A 23,658-nucleotide genomic window follows, 5' to 3' on the forward strand; every position below is an offset into this window, starting at 1 on the left:
TGATGGCAGCTTGACCCCGCCGGCTGGTTCGCTAATATGCGGCTATCGTTTCCGGAGGGGGAATGGCGAAGGCTTCCAGGCTTCTGTCGGTGATCACGGGATCGGGCTGGTTCGCCCTGGCCGCCCCCGCCCTTCTCCTCGCCAGGCACGGAGCGGGGCTCGCGGAGTCGTGGAGCACGCACGCCTTCGCGACCCTGTGGCTCCTGCACCTGGCCTCCGTGCTGCTCCCGGACGGGAGGCGCCTCACGGAGAGGATCAGGGACGACCACTGGATATCCCTGCTCCTCGGCCTGACCATCGCAGCCATGGCCTGGGCGGCCCTGGCCGGAGGCGGGCGGGACGCCGTGCTCGGGGCCCTGAGGGCCATCATACAGGTCGGGGTCATGCTGATCTCCACCAGGATACTCGTGCAGCGCCTCGGGGCGTTCCTCACGGACCACGTGCCGGTATGGCAGATACTCCCCATCTCCTTCGCGGCCATCATAGCGGCCGGAGCAGGCCTGCTTCTCCTGCCCGCCGCCACTGTCGACGGCGTCAGGCCGCTGGACGCTTTCTTCACGGCCACCTCCGCCGTGTGCGTGACGGGGCTCTCGGTGGTGGACACGGGATCGGTCTACACCCACTTCGGGCAGATCGTGATACTCGTCCTGATACAGGTAGGCGGGCTGGGGCTGATGAGCTTCTTCGCCTTCTTCGCGCTCTTCCTCGGTCACAGCGTCGGCCTCGGGCAGAGCCTGTCGATCACGCGGGCGGTCGATGCGGAGTTCACCAGCGACCTGAAGAAGGCCATAGGCTCCATCATCGGCTGGACGGTCACGGTCGAGGCAACCGGGGCCCTGCTCCTCTATTCGGCATGGAGGCCGGTGCTCCCCGGTCTGCACAAGGCGGAACTGGCCTGGCAGGCCGTCTTCCACTCCGTCTCGGCCTTCTGCAACGCAGGCTTCAGCCTGTTCCCGGACAATCTCGAGAGCTTCAGCGGCATGCCGTCCGTGTGCCTCATCATCTCGGGCCTGATAGTCGCGGGCGGGCTGGGCTTCGCCGTGCTGACAGGCCTCGTGACCGCGGTGCTCTCCACGCTCAGGGGCAGGCGGCACAACAGGCTCGACGCCCACTCGCGGCTGGTGCTCCTCGTCACCGCCATCCTCATCGCAGGGGGAACCGCCTTCGTACTCCTGGTGGAGTGGAACGGGGCCCTGGGCGGGATGGGTCTCCCCCAGCGGGTATCCAACGCCCTCCTCTGCTCCATCACTCCGAGGACCGCCGGCTTCGACACGATCCCGGTGCTCGGCCTGCATCCGGCGACGAGGCTCGCCTTCATCGCCCTGATGTTCATCGGCGCCTCGCCCGGAGGCACCGGCGGCGGAGTGAAGACCACGACCGTCGGGCTGCTGGCATCGGCCGGCCTGTCGCTGCTGCGGAAGAGACCCCAGCCCGAGATGTGGCACAGGATGGTGCCTCTGCACGACCTCCAGAGGGCCGCGTTCCTCCTCTTCTCCTGCCTGCTGGTGTGCGTGGCGTCCTCCGTGCTGCTGGTCCTCTCCGAATCGGCGTCATCGCCCAGGGGGCCGGAGGATTACGTGTTCGAGGCGGTCAGCGCTTTCGGTACGGTCGGGCTCTCCACCGGGGTGACCGGCGAATTGACCGTGGCCGGCCGCTGGATAATCATTCTCACGATGTTCACGGGCAGGGTGGGTCCCTCGGTGCTGGCGGCGCTGACCGTCAGGCCAAGGACGCTTGCCTACAGGCTCCCTGAGTGCAGGATAGGGATAGGGTAGGAGGACCGTGCAGTCCGAACACAGGAAATTCGCGGTGCTGGGCCTGGGCAACTTCGGCTCCAGCCTGGCCAGGAACCTGGCGGACCTCGGGTCGGAGGTCGTCGCAGTCGACTCCGACGAGAGGAAGCTCGACGAGCTGGCCGACAAGGTCACGCTCGCGGTGTCCTTCGACGTCACGGACGAGACCCTCCTCCGTGCCCACGGGATAGACAACGTCGACGTCGCAATAGTCGCCATGGGCTCCGACTTCGGCGCGAGCGTGCTCGTCACCACCATCCTCAGGGACATGGGGGTGACCGTCCACTCCCGGGCCACGACCCACCGGGAGGCCAGGATACTCCGGGCGGTCGGCGCCAGCCAGATCTACATGCCCGAGAAGGACCAGGGAGAGCGGGTCGCCCGGATGCTCCAGCACGACAACGTCGAGACATATGTCCCGCTGGCCGGCGGCATAGACTTCGTGAGGGTGAAGCCTCGCGCGTCGATGATAGGCAAGTGCATCAGGGACCTCGACATAAGGCGCGCGTTCGGGGTGAACATAGCCTACATAGGCAAGCTGGAGCCCGAGGAGGGCATGAGGACCTACAGGATCCCCCTGCCCGACGATGTCATAGAGCTGGGTGACGACCTCTTCATCCTGGGCGGGCGCACCGACCTGGAGAGATTCCTGACCTGACGGTCATGTTCGATCGCACATCGGGGGGACGGGAGCGCGGCAGGCCCTGCACGGGCGCCCGGTCAGATCTCCAGCAGCGAAGCCAGGCCGGTGGCCTCCAGGGCCATCTTGTTCTGCCGGTTCGAGGAGATGAAGAGCTTCGAACAGGCCGCCGGGGCGGGGTGCTTCTTGCACATCGAGCCTATCAGGGTCGCGAACACCTTCGGGATCCTCTCGGCCTCCGAGGGCTGCGCCTGGAGGGACAGCCCCTCCTCGGTGGAATAGATGAAGGAGGCCAGGCAGACCTCCTTGTCCTTCAGGGTCTTGAAGACGTTCATCGCGATGTTGGAGCACTCCGGCCAGGTGGGGATCGCCGCCTCGAGCCAGGTGTTGAACGCCCCTACCAGGAGCTGGGCCTCCGATATGCCCACTGCTGCCAGGTCGCCGGTGGCTCCGGGGAAGAGGTCCGCGGTGGTCTCGGGGGGGAGCTGCTCGGTCAGGTAGGTGAGGATGTCCCTGCCCTTCATGGAGACTCCCGCGCCCCAGGCCACCTGGAGCTTCCCGCACTCCACCGGGACGAGCGTCGACAGACTACCGGCCCTGATCCTCAGCAGACCCGAATCCTCGTTGCGGCGCAGGGCCTTCAGGACCTCCATCAGGTCGCCCCTGTCGTTCTCCAGGTCCTGCAGGACGGGCTCTTCGGAGCAGCACCTCACAAGGGAGGGCAGGGAACCCTCCTCCACGAACCTGTAGGTGAGGGTCAGCTCCCTCTTGTCGCGCCTGAGCCAGTTGATGAACGCGGTGACGCTCGGGCCGGAATAGCCGATGATCGTGTAGGGCCTGCCGCTGCGGAGTATCATGTAGGCGAGGGGTTCGTCGGCGTCTATCTGCCAGTAGCCGTCTCCGGTGAAGTTCCTGTCCTCGAGGGCGCCCTTCACGAGTTCGTCGAGATTTATGAACTGCAGGGGGACACGCTCCAGGAAGGTCCTGGAATAGGGAAGAGCCTCCCTCGCCAGCTGCCCGCTCATCTCACGAGCCGCGCTATCCGCCCCAGGAGGGGCAGTCCGTCGCCAGGGACCCAAGACCAGTAGATGCACATCGCCTCGCCCTTGACCAGGTCCTGGTCGAGGGGGCCCCAGACCCTGCTGTCGCTGGAGTTGTCCCTGTTGTCACCCATCATGAAGACGTGCCCGGGCGGGACGACATAGGATTCCCATTCGCGCGTCGCTCCCCGGGCGATACCCTCGTAGGCGAGGTCGGGCACCCTCCCGCGCAGGGAGGGGATGCATGCAGGCCAGGCGATGTCGAGCGGATTGGGCGAGAACCTGTCCTGGAACTGGACGGGGAAGGAGGACGGCTCGCCGTTCACGAACAGGGTGTCGTTCCTGACGCTCACGGTGTCGCCTGCGAGCGCCACGGTGCGCTTGACGAAATCCCGGTTCATGTCCGCGGGATACCGGAACACGAGGATGTCTCCCCTCTCGATCGTGCCCAGGGCCGGCATCAGCAGGCCCTGCTCGCCCCCCCTGAAGGAGTGCAGGGGCGGTTCAAGCCTGTCGGTCCAGGGGATGCGCTGCCCCTTGGCGGCCTTGAGGACGAGGATGTGGTCGCCCACCAGGAGGGTGCCCTCCATGCTGGGCGACGGGATCCGGAAGCTCTCTACGACGTAGGGCCTCAGGAAGCCGAAGAATATGATCAGCGCAAGAGCAAGCTGCAGAAACCAGTCCAGCACCTTCGCCCTCGTCACGGGGACCTCCGGTATCGTTGGGATGGTCAATGAATAGGGCTCGGGTGCTCTGCGCGTCAACACGTCGAAGTGTTCCGGCAGGCCGGAGGTCCTCATCAGCTTGTCAGCGAGGCACGGGTTGCCCCGCGCCTCGCAGTGATGATGCATCGACGTTTGATGAGGTTCGACGTGTTGACATACCATGACGTCCGGCACAATCATGCGCCCGGAGGGATGCCCGGCATGTCGGAGTTTTTCGAGGGTCTTTACTCCTTCGCCCCCGGCGGAGTCCCGGCGGGAAGGATCGCCATAGCCCTGGCGGTGGTCGTGGTGGCTTTCGCGCTCTCCGCGACAGCCAGGGCGATCCTCGGCAGGCTGTCGAAGAGGCTCTCCGGCATGCCATCGAGGCTGACGGCGAAACTCCGCAGACCCGTCGGATTCCTCGTTCTCCTGCTCTGCTGCTACGCCGCCGCCAGGACCCTGCCCGTCTCGGAAGGAGTGGTCACCGTCCTGGACAGGATTCTGCTGGTCGGGTCGACCGGTGCCGTGGTCTGGCTGCTGGTGAGCATCACGGACTGCGTGGCCGAGAACCTGGCTGTGTCGGCCAGGGCCAGCGACTCCCGGTTCGACGACCAGATGCTGCCCATACTCCGGAACACGGCCAGGGTGCTGATCTTCGTGCTCGGGGTGGTATTCGTCATCCAGGCCTTCGGCTACCCCGTCGGGGGCATCGTAGCCGGCCTCGGGATAGGCGGCATGGCGGTCGCCCTGGCCGCCCAGGACACCCTCGGCGGCATCTTCGCGTCCATCGCCATCTTCCTCGAGAAACCCTTCATGGTGGGCGACTACGTCGAACTGCAGGGGGTCCAGGGGACGGTGTCCGACGTTGGCATCAGGTCCACCAGGATAAGGACCGTCGAGAGAACCCTCGTGACGGTGCCCAACCGCAAGATAGTCGAGAACGTGGTCGACAACTGGGCGGGCAGGGAGTCGAGGCGGACGCTGATGTCCTTCGGCCTCACCTACGATACGACGCTGACGGCGCTCGGGGACTTCCTGGACAGACTGCGGGAGGAACTGCGCAGCGATCCCGATGTGGAGCCCGACTCCTGGTCGGTCCATTTCAGGGGCTTCGGCGAATCCTCCCTCGAAGTCGAGGTGCTGATGTTCCTGAAGACGGTCGATTACAGGCAGTGGCTCTCCATGCGCGAGAGGAAGGGTCTGATGATCATGAGGGAGGTCGAGGCGGCAGGCCTCTCCTTCGCCTTCCCCACCCGCACCGTACGCATCGAGCGATGACCGGGAACGCAGAGGGTCACCGGGAGCGCCTGCGGAAGAGGTTCCTCGAGTCCGGAGGCAGGGGTTTCTCCGACCGGGAAGTGCTCGAGCTGCTCCTCACCTTCGCCCGCCCGAGGAAGGACGTGCGGGAGGAGGCGGCCGGCCTGCTCGAGCGTTTCGGCAGCCTCGACGGCGTGTTCAGGCAGTCCCCCGACATGCTGATGACCTCCCCGGGCATCGGGCCGGCGGCTGCCACCCTCCTCTCGATGGTCACGTTCGCCTCCCAGCGGGCCGCGAAGCCGGCCCCGGGAGACTGCATACTGGACAGCGTCGAGAAGGTGAAGGCCTATCTGGCGGCCAGGCTGGGTCTCCAGCGGAGGGAGCGGCTGGTGGCCCTCCTGCTCGATTCGAGCGGAAGGCTCCTGGGCGAGAGGGACATCGAGATGGGCACCGTGGACAGGGCCTCGGTACACCCGAGGAACCTGGTCGAGAAGGTCATCGCCCTGAACGCCACTTCGGTCATCCTCGTGCACAACCATCCCGGCGGCAGGGCCGAGGCCAGCCGCGAGGACAGGGCCCTGACGGCGAGGCTCTCCGAGCTCGGCAGGAGCCTCGGATTCCGGGTCCTCGACCATTTCATCGTCGCGGGCCCGGAGGTCCTGAGCTTCAGGGAGAGCGGTCTCATGCCGGGGGCGGACTGATGCAGGCGATAGCGGGGCTGGTCCTCGCGGCCGTCCTGTCCAGGCCGGGGATCCCCTACTTCTCGGCAGACGGGGCCGGCACCAGGTCGGTATCCCTCTCGGCCCGCGTCGTGCTCGAGGTGGTCTCGGCCGATTCGTCATGGTCCGGCGGCGGAGAGAGCCACTACTACTCGGTGGACGGCCTCAGGATGGTGTCGGAGGCCGGGGCCGACACGATCACCTGGATAGCCGATCTCCCGGCTCAGGCTCTCGCATCCGCCAGGGCGGCGGGATCGATCCGGTCGGAGGAGACCCGCACCCTGCGCATCCTGGCATGCACGGAATCGTACATAGGCGGCAGGATCACGGTCAGGTCCGACAGGGACGGGAGGCTGACCTCGTCCTACGAGGCTCTCAGGACCTGGCTGCTCTCCGGCGTGCCGCTCGACCTGGAATCCGTGGTCCAGACCGACTCGGTCTTCACCGGGGAGCTCAGGGCCGCGCTGGACGCTCCGCCGTCCGCCGATCTGGACATATGGCTCTGGTCGAGGGGCCACTGGCTCGACCCGCAGAGCTTCGTGATCTGGATGGACGACGGGAGCCCTCTGCTGCGCATGGGGCTCCCGTCCTGGACCGGTTCGGACTCGCTGCTCATCGTGGAACTGGATCTCGCAAGGCTGAACACGGCCCACGGGGCCATGCTCGACTAGCCCGGCCTATTCCCCCCTGGCGTACTCGAACAGCCCGCCCGACATGTAGACGTCCCTCGCCACGCCGCTCAGCGGCCTGCCCTGGAACGGCCCCCGGGCGCCCTCCACCAGACCGGTGCCGAGGTCCACGGTGACTTCCGAGAGGTGGTCGAACACACCTTCGGGGAGGCCCGGAAGCTCCACGAGGGGAAGCGCGCTGTTGATGCCGTTCCTCTTGTAGATCGCGCCGAAAGACCTGGCCAGCACGGCCTGCACGCCGAGGGCCTTGAAGCAGTCGACGGCATGCTGCCTCGAGCTCCCGGAGCCGAAGTTGTCGCCGGCGAGGACCATGTCACCCGGAGCGGCCTTCGCGGCGAAATCCTCGAAGCCCTTCAGGTTGCCGAACGCGAACTGCCCCATCTTCGACACGTCGGTGACCGCGAGATGGGCGTTGTGGTAGATCATGTCGGTATCGATGTCGCCTATGAGCGCGCCGTCGCGCTGGAGCACCCAGAGGCGCCCGGTGAGCCTGGTCGGACGATCACCCATCTCAGTTACCCCCGAGTTCGCCGACGGACGCGATCCGGCCCAGCACGGCGGACGCCACCGCGGTGCCCACGCCGGCCAGGTACGTGTCCCCGGCCCCCTGCTTGCCAGTAAAGTTGCGGTTCGACGTGCTCACCTGGATCTCGCCCCTGCCGGTCATCCCGATCTGGCCCGAGGCGCATCCGCCGCAGCCCGGGTTGCTGATGATGCCGCCGGCCTCGAAGATGTCCGCCAGAAGGCCCTCGTCCATCATCGTCCTCCACACCGCGCGGGTGGCCGGGACGACCTTCAGCATGACGCCGGGAGCGACCTTCCTGCCCTTCAGGAGCCTGGCGGCGAGCCTCATGTCGTCGAGGGTGCCGTTCGTGCAGCTCCCGATGAAGGCGCCGTCGATCCTGACGTCCGAGAACTGGTCAGCGGGATGGACGTTGTTGGGATTGGGCGGGGCGGCCACGAGAGGCTTCAGGCCCTCGACCGAGAGCCTGTACTCCTTTTCGTAGACGGCGTCGAAATCTGCATAGACGGCCTCCGCCTCGGTCATCCCGAAGAAGCCCAGGACGCTCGGATTCGGCGGCAGGAGGATCGTCACGGCGCCCATCTCGGTGGCCAGGCTCGCGAGCGTGATGCAGTCGGAAAGCGAGGCCCCCTCGAGCCAGGGGCCGTTTACCTCCACGGACTTCCCGAGGAGCTCGTGGTGGTTGAACCTTCCCAGCATGGCCAGCGCCACGTCCTTCGCCTCGGCGCCGGCCGCCGGCATGCCCTCGAGCACGATCTTCACGGAGTGGGGCACCTCGAACCAGACCTTCCCGGAAACGAAAGAGAAGGCGATGTCCACGTCTCCCATGCCCTGCCCGAAGGCGCCGATGGCCCCCATGATGTTGAGGTGGCTGTCGGTGCCCACCGTGGTGGAGCCCGGCCTTGCGATCCTGTTCTCTATCACGACGTGGGAGCCTATCCCTGCATCGACGTCGAAGACCTTCAGGCCGTGCTTCCTCGCGAAGTTGCGGATCGTCTGCTGGTTGTCGGCGTAGGGGATGGTGTTGGCCGGCACGTTGCAGTCGAAGGTGAAGAAGGTCTTCGAAGGATCGGCGATCGGCCTGGCCCCGCCGTTCTTCTCCACGTTGGCGACAACGCTCGCTCCGGCGAAATCCCTCGCGGTCCTGCTGTCGATCCCGATCCAGACCTCGTCGCCGGGCCGGCAGTCCCCGGCGCCGTGGGCTGAGAGGATCTTCTCGATCATCGTTCGGCCCATCTCTGCCTCCATGTCGTATCGCACGTATGCCAGCCGCCCCTCGGGTCCCTTCCGAGCTCGACGGCCCTGGTGAACATCTGCGGGAGCCCAGAAACCCTCGATGACTCCTGATAGGATGAGAAATCGTACCGGGTCGCCAGCCAGAATGCCGACAGGCCCGCCTTCCGCGAGACATCGATCACCATTGCGGAAGCCGCGGACGGAAGGGTGCCCGCGCCGACGCTCCCGGGATTGAGGATCCAGCCGCCGGGCCGCAACACGGCCTGCGGTTCGTGGGTGTGCCCCACCACGAGCACGTCGCAGCCGTTCCTCGAGAGCAGGAGGTCGTAGACCTCGTCGGCCGCCGCGGGAGGCAGCGATCCCGCGACGTTCCCCGGCAGCCCGTGCGTGAAGAGCATCCTCCTGCCCTCCACGTCGAGCCGGAACTCTTCCGGGAGGCCCTTCAGCCAGGAGGAGGCCCCCCTCGTGATGCGTTGCCTCGTCCATGCCAGCACTTCGTCGGCGAGCCTCTCCCAGTGGGAGTTCACGAACTCGTCGCCCGTGCTGTCCCTGCCCCTTGCCACGGCCCTGTCGCAGTTGCCCTGGATCGACTCGACGTCGTGCTCCCTGGCGAAGGAAACGCACTCCTCCGGGCAGGGGCCGAAGTGCACCAGGTCGCCCAGGTTCACCACCATGTCGGGAGATTCGAGGAGCAGGGCCCGCCAGGCGCTCTGGAGCGCCGGGAGGTTGCCATGGACGTCGGCCAGCACGCCTATCCTCAAACCCTGAAGCTCCTGTCGTAGAGAAGGCTCGCGCCGACGGCGCGCACGTGGGCGGGAATGTCCGCCCCGGCCATGCCGGCGAGGAGAGCCGGGTCGCCAGCCTCCACCGCCGCCCGGTACCGCGGGGAACCCGAGAGTATGTCCACAGGCATCCTGTCGTAGACGTACTCGTACGGCGGCGGGCGCCAGCCCGTCTCCCCGCTCCGGAAGCACACGGCGAGTATAGCCAATCCGGCGGCGAACGGGCGGAACGCATCCCGGTCCGTCACCGTGAGGATCGCGCCCCTGCAGGTCTCCCCCGTGTGCTTCGAGAACGTGGGGATGAACCTGTGAGGCGACAGCACGGCCCCCGCGAGGGCTCCCGATCCGTTCAGACCGTCGCAGATCCCGTCCTCGTCGAGCCAGGGGGCGCCGAACACCTCGAAGGGCCTGCAGGTGCCCCTGCCCTCGGACAGGTTCGTGGCCTCCAGAAGGCACATGCCCGGGTAGACCAGGGCCGTGGCGGGAGTGGGCATGTTGGGGGAGGGATGCACCCAGGGGTACCCCCGGGGGAATCCCTCGAAGTCGCAGGTGGCAAACCTCTTCACCCGCGGCTCCGGCAGGCCGTCGAGGGCGGCGAAGTACCGCGCGAGCTCGCCCGCAGACATGCCATGCCTCACCGGCAGGGGATACATGCCCACGTACGAGAGCATGTCGCCGTCCTGCACCGGGCCCTCCACCCGCGTGAGCCCGGCGGGATTGAACCTGTCCAGCACCAGCACCGGGATGCCGGAACGCGCGGCGGACCTCATGGTGAGCGCCATCGCATAGATGTAGGTGTAATACCTCGAACCTGCGTCCTGGAGGTCCACCACGACGCAGTCGATCCCGGAGAGCATGCCGGGGGAGGGTTCGCGGCTCTCGCCGTACAGGCTGTGGACCGGGATGCCCCAGTACGGATGGGGATGGGTGGACCACTCGATCATGTTGTCCTGGGTCTGCCCCCAGAACCCGTGCTGCGGGCCCAGGAGCGCCGCCAGCTCGATTCCCGGCATGCCGTGGAGGACTTCGGCGGCCGTCCTGCAGCGCCTGTCGACGGCGGCGTAATGCGACAGCAGGGCCACCCTGCGCCCGGGGATGTCGCCGGGCTCGAGGAGGTCGAGTCCGGTGAGGGGTCCGCCGCAGATGCCGTTTCCGGCTGCGTTCCCTTCGGAGGTGGAGGGCATCAGAACTCGAGGCGGTCGCCGCGCATGAGGAGGACGGCCCTGTCCCCGAGGCGCCGCGAGAGGTCCCGGTCTATCTCCTGCCTGTACCACGGCTTCAGGTGGAACGCGTATATGGGCGCCCCCGGCCTGTCCAGCACCCGCAGCTCGCGCTCGAGCAGGCCCGGGGTGAGGTGGTCGCTCGCGATCGCGAGGTCGGTCATCGAATCGGGGAACGACACCTCGGCGATGATCATGGCTATGTCGGGGAGCTCGCGCGCCCTCTCCCAGATCTCGGTGGAGGGGCCCGTGTCGCCGGTGTAGATCGCGGCCCGCCCGCCGGGGGATCTCAGCAGGAAGCCCCTGGCACCCGCCCCGTGGTTCACGGGCACGGGCATGGCCGAGAGTCCTCCCGGCAGGTCCATCCACACGCGGTCCTCTATTGTCTCGTAGACTATGGCCGGTCCGTGGGTGGTCCTGATCCGGCTGAAGTCCGGCCAGACCAGGTCGTTCATGTAGTGGGTCCTGACGGCCTGTAGCGCCGCGTGGCTGCCCAGCACGCGCAGGGGCGCGTCCCTCAGGCTGGCCGCGGCGTCGGCCACGAAACCGAGTTCGAGGATGTGGTCGAGATGTGCGTGCGTGAGGAGGACCGCCTCGATCGCGTGCTGCTCGTCGTCGCGCAGGCTGGCCGCGGAACCGGCGTCGATCAGCAGCGACGGGCCGACCTTCATGGCCACGAGGGAGCTCCCGGAGTGTTTCCCGCCATCGGCGCCCAGAACGTCGACGTACATCAGGACACCTCCCCGCGGGCGCGCTCCGGCCCGCTTCCGGCGCTCACTATCCTCCTGGGGAGCAGGGGGTTTATCCTGGCAACGACCTCGTAGTTGATGGTGCCGGCCCAGGAGGCCAGCATCTCGGCCGGGACGCACTCGTCGCCGTCGCGCCCGAGCAGGACCACCTCGTCCTCGAGGGCTGCGCCGGGCACGTCGGTGACGTCGGCCATGCACAGGTTCATGCAGATGCGCCCGACCACCGGGGCGCGCATGCCGCGCACGAGCACGTGTGCGGCGTTCCCCAGCGCCCTGTCGTAGCCGTCGTAGTAGCCCACCGGCAGCACGGCGATGCGGCTCGGCCGCGTGGTGCGGTAGCTGCAGCCGTACCCGATGAAGCTCCCCGAAGGCATCTCCTTGAGCTGGGCTATGCGGGTCTTCCAGGTCAGCACCGGCCTGAGGACGGGCACGGGGCGGCCCGAGAGGCCTGCGGAGAGGTACGTCTCGCGCGACGGCCAGAGGCCGTACAGGCCGATGCCGGCCCTGATCATGTCGAACGACGTCTCGGGGAAGAGGATGGCCGCGGCGGTGCAGGCCGTGTGGACCACCCGCGGCCTGTCGGGCCCGAAGCTCTCGAGCACCCTGCCGAACACCGCGAGCTGCGACTCGGCATAGGAGTGGTTCAGGGTGTCCTCGATGTTGGCGAAATGGGTCGAGAGCCCCTCCAGTTCGGCACCGGGGATGGCGCGCGCCCTGGAGGCGAACTCGGCGGCCCGCCCGGGATGGATGCCCTGCCTCCCCGTGCCCGTCTCGACCTTGAGGTGCAGCCTTGCCGGCGTTCGGGGAGAGGCGCAGGCGCGCAGGGCGTCGAGCGTCTCGAAGTTGTAGACGGTCAGGCGGAGATCTTCCGCGATGGCTTCGGGGAGACGGCCCAGCGGGACGTGCCCGAGCACGAGCACGGGCCGGTCTTCACCCAGCCTCCGCAGTGCGATGCCCTCGTCGAGAGAGTTGACGCCCAGCCAGTCCGCCCCGGGGATGAGCCCGGCCATCTCGGCCAGCCCGTGGCCGTATGCGTTGCTCTTCACCACCGCGCATACCTGCGGAGTGCCCCCCGCGGCGCGGCGGAGCTCTCCCAGGTTGTGCCCGGGCGCTTCCGCATCGAGTTCCACCCACACGAGATCGCCTGCGCTCATGGCGAAAGCATATCAGGTCCCCCGGAATCGATACAACCCGGTGGAGGCGGTGCACGACCGGCCCGGATGGGTTATAACTGCACTCCCTGGAGGTGGGCATGTCCGAAGTATTCCTGACGAGGACGACCGATTGCGGACGGGCGGCCATGAAGGCGCTCCTGTCCGGCTTCGCCCCGGGCGTCGACGGGGGCACCGAACTCTATGCCGTCAAGATCCATGCCGGCGAGGCTGGCAACACCAGGTTCGTCCCGCCCTCGAAGGTGAACGCGGTGGTCGAGGCCCTGGGGCTGCCCCGGGGCAGGACCTTCCTCACCGACACCACCGTGCTGTACAGGGGAAGGAGGCTCACGGCCACGGCCTACCTCGAACTCGCGCAGGAGCACGGGTTCGGGCTGCCGGCCACCCCCCCCTTCATCATCGCCGACGGCCTGCGCGGCACCGACGAGGTGTCGGTGAAGCTCCCGTCCTGCTGCGAAGGCACCTCGGCCAGGATCGCCAGGCTGATCACCGAGGCAGATGCGATGGTCGTGATCAGCCACTTCAAGGGCCATCTGCTGACCGGCTTCGGCGGAGCGCTCAAGAATCTCGGGATGGGCTGCGCCTCGCGGGGCGGGAAGCTCTACCAGCACTCGCCGGTAAAGCCCGCGGTGAGGCCGTCGAAATGCGTGAAGTGCGGCATCTGCATGGCGCACTGCCCTGCCGGGGCGATCTCGATGCCGTCGGGTCCGGCGGAGATCTCGGCCACGAGGTGCATAGGCTGCGGCGAGTGCATCCAGCGCTGCCCGAAGGGCGCGACAGGGGTGGACTGGAGCCAGGACAACGGGGTGTTCGTCAGCAGGATGACCGAATACGCCGTGGCGGTCGTCTCCTCCTGCCGCATCCCGGTCTACGTCAACTTCGTGACGGGGGTCAGCGGAGACTGCGACTGTCTGGAGGATCAGGGCGGCCTGCTCGTGGACGACATCGGCATCCTGGCCTCGAAGGACCCGGTGGCGCTCGACCAGGCCTGCCTGGATCTCGTCACCGGGGCCCCTGCCGCGAAGGGTTCGCCGGTGCCCTCCGCCGGGCGCGGGGTGGACAAGTTCGCGGCCTTCAGGCCCGGCATCGACGGCACCGCACAGCTAGCCGCCGCGCAGATGCTCGGTCTCGGCTCCCGCCGCTACGACCTGGTGGAGGTCTGACGCACCAGGCGGTCATCGGGTCCGGATCTCCGGGACGGCGCCGGAATGACGGAGGGGCCCCCCGCGGGAGGCCCCTCCCCCGTGTACAGCGGTACTAGCGGTTCTGCCTGAGCAGGTCGCGGATTTCCGTCAGCAGCTTCACGTCGGCCGGAGGCTCCGCCGGGGCCGCCGGGGCTGCCTCCCTCTTCTTCGTCAGCTTCGTCACGGACCTGACGATCAGGAACAGCACGAACGCGATGATGAGGAAGTTGACCAGCTTGTTGGCGAAGACGCCGTAGTTGATGGTCACGGGGACGGGGGGCATCCCCGCCTCGGCCGCCGGCTTCGAGCCTATCGTCAGCGAGAGGTCGGAGAAGTCCATGCCGCCCACCAGGAGCCCGATGGGGGGCATGATCACGTCCTCGACGGCCGACGACACGATGGCCCCGAAGGCTGCACCGATGATCACCGCCACAGCCAGGTCGAGCACGTTGCCCTTCATGGCGAAGTCGCGGAACTCCTTCAGCACGTCATCCCTCCCCTTCCGGCCGCACGGCCCGCACTGTCACGATCGATGATGCAGGGGCTCCCCACGGGAGCCCTGGATCATCCTCAACCGCCTGTCGAATAGGCCTGGGCGGCGTCGAGATCGTCGAGGGTCACCGCCCACTCCACCGAGCCCATGACCGGGGAGTTCAGGCGGGTGTAGGTGTCCCCGTCCTCGTCGATCAGCCTGATGCTGTAGATGCCTGTGGGCAGCTCGATCGAGAGTGTCTCCCCCTCGGTGAGGGTCGAGTCGCCGAGCCTGTTCTCGCCCCAGCCCGCCGCACCGAACGGGGAGATGTACACGGACATCATGTCCCATCCGCCGGTGGTGTTGGTGATGGCGAGCGAGGACGCCGACGCCTGCGCGGCCAGCCCGGCGACGGCGAGCGCCAAGATGATCCTTGCCAATCCGCCTCCCGTCAGGAGCGTGCGGGGCCCGGTCCTAGTCGACCAGGTAGTCGACGCTCCGCCTGTCTGTGCATACCGACCTCACGATCGGCACCACGGCCATGTGGGCCGGGTGCTCCCTGTAGACCTCGAGCGCCTTCGCCGACTCGAACTCGGAGAAGAGCACTATCTCGGAAGAGTCTGCCGAAGTCGTGGTCGCGACCCCGACCTCGAGCCTCTTCAGTCCGGGTATCCTCCCGTTCAGGGACTCGAGGGCCCGCTTCACGCGGAGCGCGTTCACCGGGCCGGTTCCCGGATCGCCGCTCTCCCTCACCTTCCACATCACGACGTGCCTGATCATCGTCCTCCGCTCCGAGGGCTCAGCCCGCTGGACAAGGAGCCTGATCCGGAATATACCCCCGGAGGCCGGCCGATAGTCCAGCTTTCACGGGAAGCGTGCAGGAGATTCAGGGATGCCTCTCGAGATACACCCGGACGACCTGAGGTTCCGCTTCGGCAGGACCGGCGGGCCCGGCGGGCAGAACGTCAACAAGGTGAACACGGCGGTGAGGCTCGTGTACGACTACGCACGGTCGAGCTTCCTCACCGACGGGCAGAAGGCACTCCTGTCGGCCGTGGCGACCCGTTCGCGCGACGGGGAATCCGTGATAGTGGTCGAGGCGGACACCCACCGCACCCAGGGCATGAACCGGGCGCTCGCCCTCAGGAAGCTCCAGGACATCGTCGACAGGGCTCTCGAACCGCCCCCTCCCGAAAGGGTGGTCGTCACGGGCCTGCCTGCCTCGGCCAGGGCTGCGCGGGCCAAGCGGAAGAGGAGGCGTGGAGCGGTCAAGGCATCCCGCCGCGACACCTTCGAGGAGGAGTGGGAGTAGCCCTCAGTCCCCTGCCGCCAGCTCGAGCAGCTCGAGCATGCAGGAGGAGGGGACGATCTCCGTCAGCACGTTCCCGGAACGGCCCGCTCCCCTCCGGGTTCCGTCCCTTTCCATGAGCGTGATCCGTGCTGCGACCATCCCTGCCACCTTCGGCTCCCCGGAGCCGTCCGCCGCCATCACGGGGCTGCCGCTGTAGCCGTTGAGCACGCTCACATCCGAGAAGAAGGGGTCCGTCCGGTTGCGGATGAACGTCAGGAGCCCGCTCCTCACGTCCACGGATCCCGCACCGAAGAGGGTGATCCCGCGAACCTGCCGCCCCATGACTTCGAGCCCGAGCCCCTCTGTGAAGGCCGAGCCGTCGAGGAGCATGTCCGAGGAGATCCCGACGCTCTCGGGCGAGGGGCCGCCCTCCGGCCACAGGTCGGTGATGACGACCGCCGCGAGGTCGATGGACGGGTCGGGATGGAACACGATGCCGTCGAGCGGGATGCGCATGATCTCGACGGCGACCGAGTCGGACGGCCCCGAACCCGAGTAGATGCCCATCGAGACCATGTCGTACCCCTCGACGGAGTGGCGTGTCGTCAGGATCACGGGAACGACGGCCCCGCCCCGGGCCCTGTATGCGACGAGGATGCCGTTGCTCCTGGAGAAGATGGTCTGCGTCGCGGTCTGCCTCCGGGACGAGACCCCGGCGACGGCGGTGGGCCTGTAGGCTTCGGTAGGTCTGGTGGCGGAGGCGGCCGGGGCATCGGGGCCGACACGCACGGAGGCGCTGTCGCCAACGCTCAGCGAGGCAAGCAGGGCAAGCAGCAGGGGTACGTCCATGCCACCCTCCGCCCCTGATATCGCACCGGGGGAGGGACCGGGCCAGGTGTCCCGCTGCCGGTCCGTCCCCATGCTGCGCCGTGAGGAACCGGATTTCCGGCTGTGGAGGAGATCAGGGTGTCCGGCTACCCTCCCGGGGGCTCGAGGCGCCGGGCTGCCCGGGCGGCCTGAGGCAGGAGAACGTCAGATAGTCCGAGCCGCATTCCGAGTACTCCTTCTCCGTGACGACGAAGCCCGTATCCGAGAGCATCCTTCGCCAGTCATCCCGGCCGAACAGCCCGAGGACGTGACTGTCCGTTTCGATCCTGAGCCTTCCCTCCCCGCGGATCAGGAACACCATCGTCGTCTCGTACGTGTCGTCTCCGGGGTCGGGATCGTAGCAGTTCTCGACGAAGGCCGCGTCCACGCCCGACACGCCCTCCGGGACCGAGGCGGGCATGGCGGAGGTGGAGTTCTGGACGAAACCCTCCCTCGTGGCATCAGGGGTCACGATCATCACGCCGCCCGGCTTCAGGTGCCGCCAGGCCGCCGAGAGCGCGTCGCCCAGATCCTCCCTGCTGGTCATGTATGCGATCGCGTCGTCGATGAAGACCGCATCGAAGGTTCTGCCGAGCGAAAAGCTCCGCATGTCGCCCAGGACGAACTCGCATTCGGGATTGAGGACGCACGCCAGCTCGAGCATCCTCGGGCTCAGGTCCAGGCCCGTCACTTCGAAATCCCGCTTCAGGTTGAAGGCGTTCTTGCCTCCCCCGCAGCCGATGTCGAGGATGTTCCGCACCGGGATCTCCGAGCGTTCCCGGATCAGTCGGGTCGCATGCTCGCAGTAGCCGCGGTACTCCTCCGGCCCTCCCCACAAGGGCCAGAGCCACGAGAGCTCGTCGTAGAGCTTCACCCTGCCGCCGGAAGGGCATGTTTCCGCCTCCGGCTCACCGCCTCCATCCCAGGATCCACTCGTCGCCCTGCGGGATATGGCGTACCTGACCCGGCCGCCTTCCCGCACGGGCCTCACCTCGACGGCACCCGGCGTCAGGTCGCGGAACCGGCCGACCGCCTCCGCCAGTTCGTCGAGCCTCCTCGCGCACGCGGCCGCCAGGTCGTCCGCCAGCAAGGCCGTCTCCCCGCAATCGAAAGGGCTCATCAGCGGCCCGGGCGCGAGCGGGCGCCAGGCGCCCCGGTCGAAGGCCATCTCCACCGAGTTGTCGAAACCCTCGCCTGCGGCAGGATCGCGGTGTATCACCGCCCTGTCGCGCAGCTCGAGGAGCCTCCGATGGAGCGCGAGGCGTCCGGGATCGACGGTCTCCTCCCCGAGCCTGACCGGCCTCCTCTGCCTGAAGGGCATCGCATAGGAGGCGATCATGCCCTGCACAAGCATCCTGATCAGGAGGCCGCCGCCGGGCTCACCGTCACCGCAGCGGCGCACCGCCTCGCGCGCGCATCCCGCTGCATCGGTGAACGCCGTCCACGCGAAGGCCTGCTTCCACATCTCGCGTATCAGATCCATGCCGGTCCCTCCGCAGAATGATCACATGTCCGACGACCTCTTCAGAAGAAGCGTCAGAGCCGGGATCGACTGGAACACGCCTCCCGAGCCAGGGCGAGGAGGGTCACCGCGAGGCCGGGCGGCGCCCCAGGCGCCTGCGGACATCGTCCCGGAAGTCCGTGACGACGCCTTCGAGGACGAGGTAGGCTTCCAGGTTCTGGTTGAGCAGGGTCGAGTAGCCCAGAACGAGATTGATGAAACCCGGGGTCTTCACGATTCCGGCATCCAGGAAGGTTCCACCGATCATGTTCATGTGCCGGTACGTGAAGGGCATCGCGAATCCGGACACGAACTCGCGCAGCATCTCCTCCTTCTCCGCGACCGAGTCGAACTCGTCGTGGAGCCTCACGAGACGGGCCCTGAATGCGAAGTCCCCCGTCGAGTCCATATGGCCGGCGTTCATGAGCGAGGTGAACGTCGTCCGGTTGGGCCTGAACCTCACGATGGTCATCACGTCCATCATGATTGCCATGCCGGCCTCGATGGTCTGGGACCCGTCCTTCATCGAAGCGATGCAGGAGGCCATCCGGTCGCGCCTGGCCGACTCCTGCCCGACGATCTCACGGAGCTGGACGAGGTCGGATTCGATGTCGGTCTCGAAGCCTGCGAAGTACTTTCGCTCACGCTGCCTGTCGAGATGCCTCTCACGCCATGCGTTCAGCATGAAGGCGGCCGTGACTCCGATGATCACGACCGCGAGGTCGATCAGATACCCGGACAGGATGCCGGGAGGGATCGCCGGGGCCGGGGGCAGCTCCGCGGTCAGAACAGGAATGATGATGGACGGATTCATCGGATCCCCCTAACTGAAGCCGTAGTGTCCTGTGGCCATGCCTCTGCGGGCGGATGTCCGGTGTCGGCGCGGCATATCGCTCGAGCAGATACGGCCGAGACGAGGCCCGTACACGGTCAGGAGAGCGTCTTCTCCTCCTCCCTGCAGTCGAATAGATCAGCTCCGCACCCGGCGCACTTCGCGTCGTACCAGGCGAACGGCTCCCCGCAGGAGGGGCACGACCACCGGACTCGCTGCTCATCGAGCCAGCTCTCGAGGTCGATTTCACTTATACGGGACAGGTTGGCCAGCACGACCGAGTGGTGAGGGGCCTCGTCGTTGCGGAACTTGACCAGCTCCTCGCAGGGGAACGTGTCGCACTCCGAGCAGCGGACGATCCCCTTCGCTTTCGTGCACGATCTGAAGTCGCAGTCGCGGCAGAACACGGCAGTCGTGTCCGACAGGCAGCCGTGGCAGACCAGATCTTCCGGCTCCATCTCCCAGCTCTTCGCCAGATCCGCCAGGCTCCCCTTCCGCCCGGCGGGTATCGTCGGGCAGGCGCCGCAGTAGAGCCCGCACGGGGCATCGAAACGGTATTCCATCGTCTCCTCCTGACTGGCTATCGATTTATTCAGGCGAAAACTACCGGCATGGACCGGCCGGGTCGAGAGAGGGACGGACTGGGGCAGGCAGGCCGGCGGGTCGGGATGTGTCAGGCCGGCGCTAGTGGCTTCCGGGCCACGATGACGAGCACTTGTGACTCGTCGCCGTAAGGTCTGCCGGCGAGGCTGTCGAGGAGCCTGGTGTCGGTGAACCCGACGGAGGCCAGCAGGTCGCGCAGCTCGGACGCTCCGTACAGCCTCATTCCGTAGCAGTACTCCCGGCGCTTCGCGCCCCGGAGCACCGTCCAGCGGATGGCGTGCCACGTCCAGGCCTCGTCCACCGTCGCCTCCTCCAGCAGGATCGTCCCGTCGCTGTCTTCGCGCCAGTACCTCGAGCTCCGGGAGGGACAGGACCTCCTGACGACCTCCCTCGGAGGCACCGCGAGGAGCAGGCTGCCCCCCGGGACGAGCGAGCGGAGGCAGTTCTCCAGCACGAGCCTGTCGTCCTTGGGGTCGGCGAAGTAGCCGAAGGAGTTGAACATGCAGATAACGCTGGCGAAAGCGTCCGGTTCGACGTAGTCTCTCATGTCCGCGCAGATGAACCTCGCATCCAGCCCGCGGGAGGTTGCCGATGAGACGGCTTCCCCGATCAGGTCGGGGTTGAGGTCGATCCCAGTGACGCGATATCCTGCCGCGGAGAGCTCGAGCGAGTGCCTGCCGAACCCGCAGGCGAGGTCGAGAACCGATGCCCCCGGCTCCAGCGCTAGCAGGGATGCGATCCTGGCCGCGGCTTCGACCGAGGAACCGATCAGCCTGTCGCTCCAGATGAACCTGCGGTTCGCGGACCAGTATTCACGGTCACGGAACCAGTCCGGATCGGTCGCGATCATCCCGGTACCGGAGACTGCCATGAGTCGCCTCCGCAAATGCTGCCGTCACGCCCTGATCAGACGAAAAGACTGCTCTAGTCGAACAGCGTCTTGATACCGGCCCATGTGGCGCTGACGAGGCCGAAACCCTCCGGCCAGCCGTTGGTGCGGATGAACAAGTCGCCCGCTTCCCACGGAATCCATCTACCCTGCACGTCGCAGAAACTGTGGAAGGCCACCGGCGTCGATCCATCCAGGATGATGGACGGCCAGCCGCCGGATGACATCGTGTTGTTATCGACGACCCAGAACTGCCCTTCGCAGATGACGGAGGAGGCGTAGTTGGCGTACACCGCGGCATAGTGGGGGCGGTGACGGATGTCTGGTTCAGGAGTGTCACAGGGCCGGAGGAGTCGCCGTTGTACAGCTCCGCGTAGAACGACGAAGTATCCCATGGGCAGCTCTCGTGGTGATAGAACCAGAATTCGGTGTTGTCGGCCACCCAGCCGAGGCTGTCCAGGCCGAAGTCGGCCGTGTTGAACCACACGCCGTTCTGGCTGCCGTACCAGACGAAGTAGTAAAGGCTTCCGTCATCATAGGCGAGCTGGCCGTCGGTGGGGTGGATGTACATAGGCCGCTCGATCGCGGCGAAGCCATCGGATACGCGGATGACGGCACCTGCTAGGATCAATGCAGCGATCGATCCCATACCGGCCACCTCCCGGAATCGCGGAGATCCGCCGCGGAGGCCTCCCCCGGAGGCATCCGCAACCTTCTCACCGGGGTTGATATAGGGCAAGGGCGATGCAAAGTACACGACTGCATTCCATCGGGATACCTGACCGATACATCCCGCGGGTGAGCCGGGCACCCTTTCCGGTCACCCGGCTCTGCAGCGCCTCCCCCGTCCGCCCGCGAGGAGGATGATCGCCACGGGGAGCGACAGGACGAAGAGCAGCCCCCAGAGCGGCAGCATCGCCCACGCGTCGGGCAGGCCCGCCCGGAGGGCGAAGGGCGTGTTCGCACCGAGCACGAGGCAGTAGAGCCCGCTCACGAGCGACATCACCGTCATCAGCACGTACCCCCTGGCCTGCCCCCTCGAGAGCCAGGCGACCGAGAGCAGAACGGGGGTGCAGATCAGCAGCAGGTCGAAGGTCGAGACCATCTGCGTGACCTGCATCTTCAGCTCCCCGGTGAGGATGTAGTGCACCGACAGTCCGATCCACAGCAGGGCCAGGATAGCGGCGAACACCGTCATCATCGCCCGGCAGAGGATGCCCGTCCGTCTGCCGGGGAGCCGGTCCGAGTACCTGGAGGAGTCTATCGCGTGCATCCCGGAGATGAACGAGTACATCGACACCCCGAGGACCGCGAGATAGACCAGGAAGTACCGGTCGTACGCGACGGCGAGGGGATAGTAGACGTAGTCGTAGGTGACGAGGGCCTGGATCCCGAGCCAGAAGAGCCTGCCGCCGCCGGTGCCCTTCCTGGCCAGGATGATCGCGATCACGAGCATGGGCGCGAAGACGAACAGGTTCACGAAGTCGTTCCCCTGCCATACCGCCCTGCCCCAGACCCCGTCCTTCGCGTAGGTCCCCTCCACGAAGAGACCCAGAACCGACTGCGCCACCATCAGCGGAACGCATACCGCGGCAAGGCCCAGCGCGATGCGCAGATCCCCCCCGCTCCCACGCTCCCCGCTCATCTGCCGTCCCCCTCACGGTGGAGTTCCATCAATCCAGACGGCTGGGCGATCCGCATCGAGTAACCATCGCCGCCCGCTAGTCGAACAGCGTCTTCATCTCCGCCCAGGTGGCGCCGGCAAGGCCGCCACTCCATGGCCAGCCGTCGGTGCGGACGAAGTAGTCGCCCATGCCCCACGGCTCCCAGACGACGAAGTCATCGTTGAAAAAGCTGTGGTCGGTCGTGTAGGTGTTGTCACCCAGGATCGAAGGCCAGCCGCCGCCGGACATCTCGGTGTTGACGAGGACCCAGAACTGGTCCTCGCAGATCAGCGGGGAGCTGTAGTTCGCGTACACGGCCGCATAGTGGGTGGCGGTGACGGAGGTCTGGTTCAGCTGGGTCACGGGAGCGGAGACGTCGCCGTTGTAGACTTCGGCGTAGAAGGAGCCGGTGTCCCAGGGACGGCTCGAGCTGTGGAAGAACCAGAACTCCGTGTTGTCCGCCGCCCAGTCAAAGCTGTACGAGCCGAAATCGCCCGTGTTGAACCACACACCCCTGTAGAGTCCGCCCCAGGTCAGCCAGTGAGCCGAGTTGTCGTCATACGACAGGGCGTCATCCGTTCCGGGGATGGGCAGCGGGTGCTCTAGCATTACACCGCCGTGGGATGCGTAGGTGACGGCGGCTGCAAGGATCAATGCAGCGATCGATCCCATACCGGCCACCTCCAGGAATCGCGGAGATCCGCCGCGGAGGCCTCCCCCGGCGGCATCCGCAACCTTTTACCAAGGTAAACATATGGCATCGTCTGGAAGGAGTACACGTCCGGCAATCCGTCGGGGATTCAGGATGGCTGTATCGGATCAGTCCGTCGGGGGCCGAACCACCCTCCCGGTCCTCTCGAAGGTCGACAGTACCCCCATGTGCCGTTCGACAGCCTTCTCGAACCACTGGCCGTGGAACCTGGCGATGTAGTTGAGCTTCCAGAGGATCCTGCCGATCTGGAGCGGCTCGATGGGGTCCTCCGGCCAGTCGAGCAGGTGTTCGTAACCTAGCCGGAAGGCCGCGAGCAGGACGGCGTACCTTTCGTCGCCTGTCGCCTCGAGCAGGTCGAGCATGGCCATCGCGATGTCGTGGCTGCGGAACCCGTTGACGGTGTCCTCGAAGTCGAACGGATGCAGCCTTCCGTGGTGCAGTTTGATGTTGTCGTGCCAGAGGTCGCAGTGGATGACCCCGAGGTCGGCCCGGTCGATCCGGTCATAGGCCCCCTCGACGAGACTGTGCATCCTAAGCACGGCCTCGCGGCTCTGTGCCGGCAGCCGTGCGAGAGTCGCCTCTTCGAACAGCAGGTTCGGCTCGCCGCGCGAGAGCCAGTGCTCGAAGCGCCTGGTCGTGAAGCCGGCCGGAGGCGTCCATGCCTTGCCGTGGATGTGGAGCCTGGCGAACAGGAGGCCCATCTTCGCCATGTTGCCCTCCGACAGGTATCCGCCGAGAATCCTGCCGGGAACCCGTGTCATCAGGGTGACGTGCCTCGGTTCCGGCACCCCGTCTGTCCGGAGTTCGAAGACCGGGAGGCCGTCTCGCGTGCGGATCACCTCCGGTGCGCCGACATCGGTATCTCTGGCGAGCGCCTCGAGCCACATAGACTCGGAACGGAGATCGTCCAGGGTGCGCCAGGAGGGATGGCCGAGCCGAAGCATGAGGCGTCGGCCGTCACGGGTCGTCACCCGGTAGTGGAGGTTCGTCACGGCGGCATGGAACTCGATCGCCGGGTCAGGCAGATCGTAGTGCGACAGCGCGAGCTTCGCAAGGTCGAAGAGACGCCGCCGCCTCCCGGCCGGTGTCAGTGCATCGAATTCTTCCACACCGGAGTAT

The 23,658-nt window shown here is 66.8% G+C and carries 27 protein-coding genes; 7 read left to right on the top strand and 20 right to left on the bottom strand.

The window, feature by feature from the left end; translation table 11 throughout:
- Nucleotides 1-62 precede the first annotated feature (62 nt).
- Together QUS11_04320 and QUS11_04325 are read left to right on the top strand one after the other, a co-directional pair.
- Nucleotides 63-1,775: a potassium transporter TrkG gene (locus QUS11_04320; GenBank protein ID MDM7992515.1), complete on the top strand. Its 1,713-nt coding sequence runs from the start codon at nt 63-65 to the stop codon at nt 1,773-1,775.
- 7 nt (nt 1,776-1,782) lie between these two features.
- Nucleotides 1,783-2,451, top strand: coding sequence for a TrkA family potassium uptake protein (locus QUS11_04325; protein MDM7992516.1), 669 nt, complete (start codon nt 1,783-1,785; stop codon nt 2,449-2,451).
- A 62-nt stretch (nt 2,452-2,513) separates the two neighbouring features.
- On the opposite strand, the gene QUS11_04330 is transcribed toward QUS11_04325, so the two are convergent.
- Nucleotides 2,514-3,458 (bottom strand): hypothetical protein, encoded by a 945-nt coding sequence (locus QUS11_04330; GenBank protein ID MDM7992517.1) that lies wholly within the window; start codon nt 3,456-3,458, stop codon nt 2,514-2,516.
- Nucleotides 3,455-4,177: a signal peptidase I gene (lepB, locus tag QUS11_04335; protein ID MDM7992518.1), complete on the bottom strand. Its 723-nt coding sequence runs from the start codon at nt 4,175-4,177 to the stop codon at nt 3,455-3,457. The genes QUS11_04330 and lepB overlap by 4 nt, the downstream gene beginning before the upstream one ends.
- A gap of 222 nt (nt 4,178-4,399) precedes the next feature.
- Between lepB and QUS11_04340 the strand changes: the two genes are divergently transcribed.
- Genes QUS11_04340 through QUS11_04350 form a run of 3 tightly spaced genes read left to right on the top strand, consistent with a single transcriptional unit; the run spans nt 4,400 to nt 6,824 of the window.
- Nucleotides 4,400-5,455 (top strand): mechanosensitive ion channel family protein, encoded by a 1,056-nt coding sequence (locus tag QUS11_04340; protein MDM7992519.1) that lies wholly within the window; start codon nt 4,400-4,402, stop codon nt 5,453-5,455.
- The gene (gene radC, locus QUS11_04345; protein ID MDM7992520.1) at nt 5,452-6,135 is read left to right on the top strand and encodes a DNA repair protein RadC; all 684 of its coding nucleotides are present in this window, start codon (nt 5,452-5,454) and stop codon (nt 6,133-6,135) included. The genes QUS11_04340 and radC overlap by 4 nt, the downstream gene beginning before the upstream one ends.
- Nucleotides 6,135-6,824 (top strand): hypothetical protein, encoded by a 690-nt coding sequence (locus QUS11_04350; protein MDM7992521.1) that lies wholly within the window; start codon nt 6,135-6,137, stop codon nt 6,822-6,824. Before radC ends, QUS11_04350 begins: the two co-directional genes overlap by 1 nt.
- A 6-nt stretch (nt 6,825-6,830) precedes the next feature.
- Here the strand turns inward: QUS11_04350 and QUS11_04355 are convergent, their stop codons facing one another.
- Genes QUS11_04355 through alr form a run of 6 tightly spaced genes read right to left on the bottom strand, consistent with a single transcriptional unit; the run spans nt 6,831 to nt 12,506 of the window.
- Nucleotides 6,831-7,352, bottom strand: coding sequence for a hypothetical protein (locus QUS11_04355; protein MDM7992522.1), 522 nt, complete (start codon nt 7,350-7,352; stop codon nt 6,831-6,833).
- 1 nt (nt 7,353) lies between these two features.
- Nucleotides 7,354-8,601: an aconitase family protein gene (locus tag QUS11_04360; protein ID MDM7992523.1), complete on the bottom strand. Its 1,248-nt coding sequence runs from the start codon at nt 8,599-8,601 to the stop codon at nt 7,354-7,356.
- A complete protein-coding gene (locus QUS11_04365; GenBank protein MDM7992524.1) occupies nt 8,586-9,362 on the bottom strand; it encodes a YfcE family phosphodiesterase in 777 nt (258 codons plus the stop codon). The genes QUS11_04360 and QUS11_04365 overlap by 16 nt, the downstream gene beginning before the upstream one ends.
- Nucleotides 9,359-10,567 carry a DUF1343 domain-containing protein gene (locus QUS11_04370; GenBank protein MDM7992525.1) on the bottom strand — a complete coding sequence of 403 codons (1,209 nt, stop codon included), beginning with the start codon at nt 10,565-10,567 and terminating at the stop codon, nt 9,359-9,361. Before QUS11_04370 ends, QUS11_04365 begins: the two co-directional genes overlap by 4 nt.
- Nucleotides 10,567-11,334: an MBL fold metallo-hydrolase gene (locus tag QUS11_04375; GenBank protein MDM7992526.1), complete on the bottom strand. Its 768-nt coding sequence runs from the start codon at nt 11,332-11,334 to the stop codon at nt 10,567-10,569. Before QUS11_04375 ends, QUS11_04370 begins: the two co-directional genes overlap by 1 nt.
- The gene (alr, locus tag QUS11_04380; protein ID MDM7992527.1) at nt 11,334-12,506 is read right to left on the bottom strand and encodes an alanine racemase; all 1,173 of its coding nucleotides are present in this window, start codon (nt 12,504-12,506) and stop codon (nt 11,334-11,336) included. The genes QUS11_04375 and alr overlap by 1 nt, the downstream gene beginning before the upstream one ends.
- 98 nt (nt 12,507-12,604) lie before the next feature.
- Between alr and QUS11_04385 the strand changes: the two genes are divergently transcribed.
- The gene (locus QUS11_04385; GenBank protein MDM7992528.1) at nt 12,605-13,687 is read left to right on the top strand and encodes a DUF362 domain-containing protein; all 1,083 of its coding nucleotides are present in this window, start codon (nt 12,605-12,607) and stop codon (nt 13,685-13,687) included.
- A 94-nt stretch (nt 13,688-13,781) separates the two neighbouring features.
- On the opposite strand, the gene mscL is transcribed toward QUS11_04385, so the two are convergent.
- From mscL to QUS11_04400, 3 genes are all read right to left on the bottom strand, one after another.
- The gene (mscL, locus tag QUS11_04390) at nt 13,782-14,195 is read right to left on the bottom strand and encodes a large-conductance mechanosensitive channel protein MscL (protein ID MDM7992529.1); all 414 of its coding nucleotides are present in this window, start codon (nt 14,193-14,195) and stop codon (nt 13,782-13,784) included.
- An 83-nt stretch (nt 14,196-14,278) separates the two neighbouring features.
- A complete protein-coding gene (locus tag QUS11_04395) occupies nt 14,279-14,620 on the bottom strand; it encodes a hypothetical protein (GenBank protein MDM7992530.1) in 342 nt (113 codons plus the stop codon).
- 34 nt (nt 14,621-14,654) lie between these two features.
- Nucleotides 14,655-14,960 carry a Dabb family protein gene (locus tag QUS11_04400; protein MDM7992531.1) on the bottom strand — a complete coding sequence of 102 codons (306 nt, stop codon included), beginning with the start codon at nt 14,958-14,960 and terminating at the stop codon, nt 14,655-14,657.
- A gap of 112 nt (nt 14,961-15,072) precedes the next feature.
- Here QUS11_04400 and arfB point away from each other — a divergent pair, with 112 nt between their 5' ends.
- On the top strand, nt 15,073-15,492 hold the full coding sequence (gene arfB, locus QUS11_04405) for an alternative ribosome rescue aminoacyl-tRNA hydrolase ArfB (GenBank protein ID MDM7992532.1): 420 nt from the start codon (nt 15,073-15,075) through the stop codon (nt 15,490-15,492).
- Nucleotides 15,493-15,495: 3 nt separating this feature from the next.
- Here arfB and QUS11_04410 read toward each other — a convergent pair whose 3' ends face one another.
- The 9 genes from QUS11_04410 to QUS11_04450 form a co-directional block, all read right to left on the bottom strand.
- The gene (locus QUS11_04410; GenBank protein ID MDM7992533.1) at nt 15,496-16,320 is read right to left on the bottom strand and encodes a hypothetical protein; all 825 of its coding nucleotides are present in this window, start codon (nt 16,318-16,320) and stop codon (nt 15,496-15,498) included.
- A 112-nt stretch (nt 16,321-16,432) separates the two neighbouring features.
- On the bottom strand, nt 16,433-17,821 hold the full coding sequence (locus QUS11_04415; protein ID MDM7992534.1) for a class I SAM-dependent methyltransferase: 1,389 nt from the start codon (nt 17,819-17,821) through the stop codon (nt 16,433-16,435).
- A 103-nt stretch (nt 17,822-17,924) separates the two neighbouring features.
- Nucleotides 17,925-18,653, bottom strand: coding sequence for a hypothetical protein (locus QUS11_04420; GenBank protein MDM7992535.1), 729 nt, complete (start codon nt 18,651-18,653; stop codon nt 17,925-17,927).
- Between the two features lie 116 nt (nt 18,654-18,769).
- Entirely contained in the window at nt 18,770-19,234 is a 465-nt protein-coding gene (locus tag QUS11_04425; protein MDM7992536.1) for a DUF3795 domain-containing protein, read from the bottom strand.
- A gap of 110 nt (nt 19,235-19,344) precedes the next feature.
- Nucleotides 19,345-20,145 (bottom strand): class I SAM-dependent methyltransferase, encoded by an 801-nt coding sequence (locus QUS11_04430; protein ID MDM7992537.1) that lies wholly within the window; start codon nt 20,143-20,145, stop codon nt 19,345-19,347.
- A gap of 53 nt (nt 20,146-20,198) precedes the next feature.
- A complete protein-coding gene (locus QUS11_04435; GenBank protein ID MDM7992538.1) occupies nt 20,199-20,456 on the bottom strand; it encodes a hypothetical protein in 258 nt (85 codons plus the stop codon).
- Nucleotides 20,457-20,983: 527 nt separating this feature from the next.
- The gene (locus tag QUS11_04440) at nt 20,984-21,808 is read right to left on the bottom strand and encodes a hypothetical protein (GenBank protein MDM7992539.1); all 825 of its coding nucleotides are present in this window, start codon (nt 21,806-21,808) and stop codon (nt 20,984-20,986) included.
- A 76-nt stretch (nt 21,809-21,884) separates the two neighbouring features.
- Nucleotides 21,885-22,499 (bottom strand): hypothetical protein, encoded by a 615-nt coding sequence (locus QUS11_04445; GenBank protein MDM7992540.1) that lies wholly within the window; start codon nt 22,497-22,499, stop codon nt 21,885-21,887.
- A 147-nt stretch (nt 22,500-22,646) separates the two neighbouring features.
- Nucleotides 22,647-23,648, bottom strand: coding sequence for a phosphotransferase (locus QUS11_04450; GenBank protein ID MDM7992541.1), 1,002 nt, complete (start codon nt 23,646-23,648; stop codon nt 22,647-22,649).
- Nucleotides 23,649-23,658 lie beyond the last annotated feature (10 nt).

Origin of the sequence: Candidatus Fermentibacter sp. (genome assembly GCA_030373045.1) — a bacterium.
Classification (GTDB): domain Bacteria; phylum Fermentibacterota; class Fermentibacteria; order Fermentibacterales; family Fermentibacteraceae; genus Fermentibacter.

Excerpts from the sequence above, each read along its gene's own strand:
- QUS11_04320 (MDM7992515.1), top strand. The coding sequence starts at position 63 with ATGGCGAAGGCTTCCAGGCTTCTGTCGGTGATCACGGGATCGGGCTGG.
- QUS11_04330 (MDM7992517.1), bottom strand. The coding sequence starts at position 3,458 with ATGAGCGGGCAGCTGGCGAGGGAGGCTCTTCCCTATTCCAGGACCTTC.
- QUS11_04340 (MDM7992519.1), top strand. The coding sequence starts at position 4,400 with ATGTCGGAGTTTTTCGAGGGTCTTTACTCCTTCGCCCCCGGCGGAGTC.
- radC (MDM7992520.1), top strand. The coding sequence starts at position 5,452 with ATGACCGGGAACGCAGAGGGTCACCGGGAGCGCCTGCGGAAGAGGTTC.
- QUS11_04350 (MDM7992521.1), top strand. The coding sequence starts at position 6,135 with ATGCAGGCGATAGCGGGGCTGGTCCTCGCGGCCGTCCTGTCCAGGCCG.
- QUS11_04355 (MDM7992522.1), bottom strand. The coding sequence starts at position 7,352 with ATGGGTGATCGTCCGACCAGGCTCACCGGGCGCCTCTGGGTGCTCCAG.
- QUS11_04360 (MDM7992523.1), bottom strand. The coding sequence starts at position 8,601 with ATGGGCCGAACGATGATCGAGAAGATCCTCTCAGCCCACGGCGCCGGG.
- QUS11_04370 (MDM7992525.1), bottom strand. The coding sequence starts at position 10,567 with ATGCCCTCCACCTCCGAAGGGAACGCAGCCGGAAACGGCATCTGCGGC.
- QUS11_04375 (MDM7992526.1), bottom strand. The coding sequence starts at position 11,334 with ATGTACGTCGACGTTCTGGGCGCCGATGGCGGGAAACACTCCGGGAGC.
- alr (MDM7992527.1), bottom strand. The coding sequence starts at position 12,506 with ATGAGCGCAGGCGATCTCGTGTGGGTGGAACTCGATGCGGAAGCGCCC.
- QUS11_04385 (MDM7992528.1), top strand. The coding sequence starts at position 12,605 with ATGTCCGAAGTATTCCTGACGAGGACGACCGATTGCGGACGGGCGGCC.
- QUS11_04400 (MDM7992531.1), bottom strand. The coding sequence starts at position 14,960 with ATGATCAGGCACGTCGTGATGTGGAAGGTGAGGGAGAGCGGCGATCCG.
- arfB (MDM7992532.1), top strand. The coding sequence starts at position 15,073 with ATGCCTCTCGAGATACACCCGGACGACCTGAGGTTCCGCTTCGGCAGG.
- QUS11_04410 (MDM7992533.1), bottom strand. The coding sequence starts at position 16,320 with ATGGACGTACCCCTGCTGCTTGCCCTGCTTGCCTCGCTGAGCGTTGGC.
- QUS11_04415 (MDM7992534.1), bottom strand. The coding sequence starts at position 17,821 with ATGGATCTGATACGCGAGATGTGGAAGCAGGCCTTCGCGTGGACGGCG.
- QUS11_04420 (MDM7992535.1), bottom strand. The coding sequence starts at position 18,653 with ATGAATCCGTCCATCATCATTCCTGTTCTGACCGCGGAGCTGCCCCCG.
- QUS11_04425 (MDM7992536.1), bottom strand. The coding sequence starts at position 19,234 with ATGGAATACCGTTTCGATGCCCCGTGCGGGCTCTACTGCGGCGCCTGC.
- QUS11_04430 (MDM7992537.1), bottom strand. The coding sequence starts at position 20,145 with ATGGCAGTCTCCGGTACCGGGATGATCGCGACCGATCCGGACTGGTTC.
- QUS11_04440 (MDM7992539.1), bottom strand. The coding sequence starts at position 21,808 with ATGAGCGGGGAGCGTGGGAGCGGGGGGGATCTGCGCATCGCGCTGGGC.
- QUS11_04445 (MDM7992540.1), bottom strand. The coding sequence starts at position 22,499 with ATGGGATCGATCGCTGCATTGATCCTTGCAGCCGCCGTCACCTACGCA.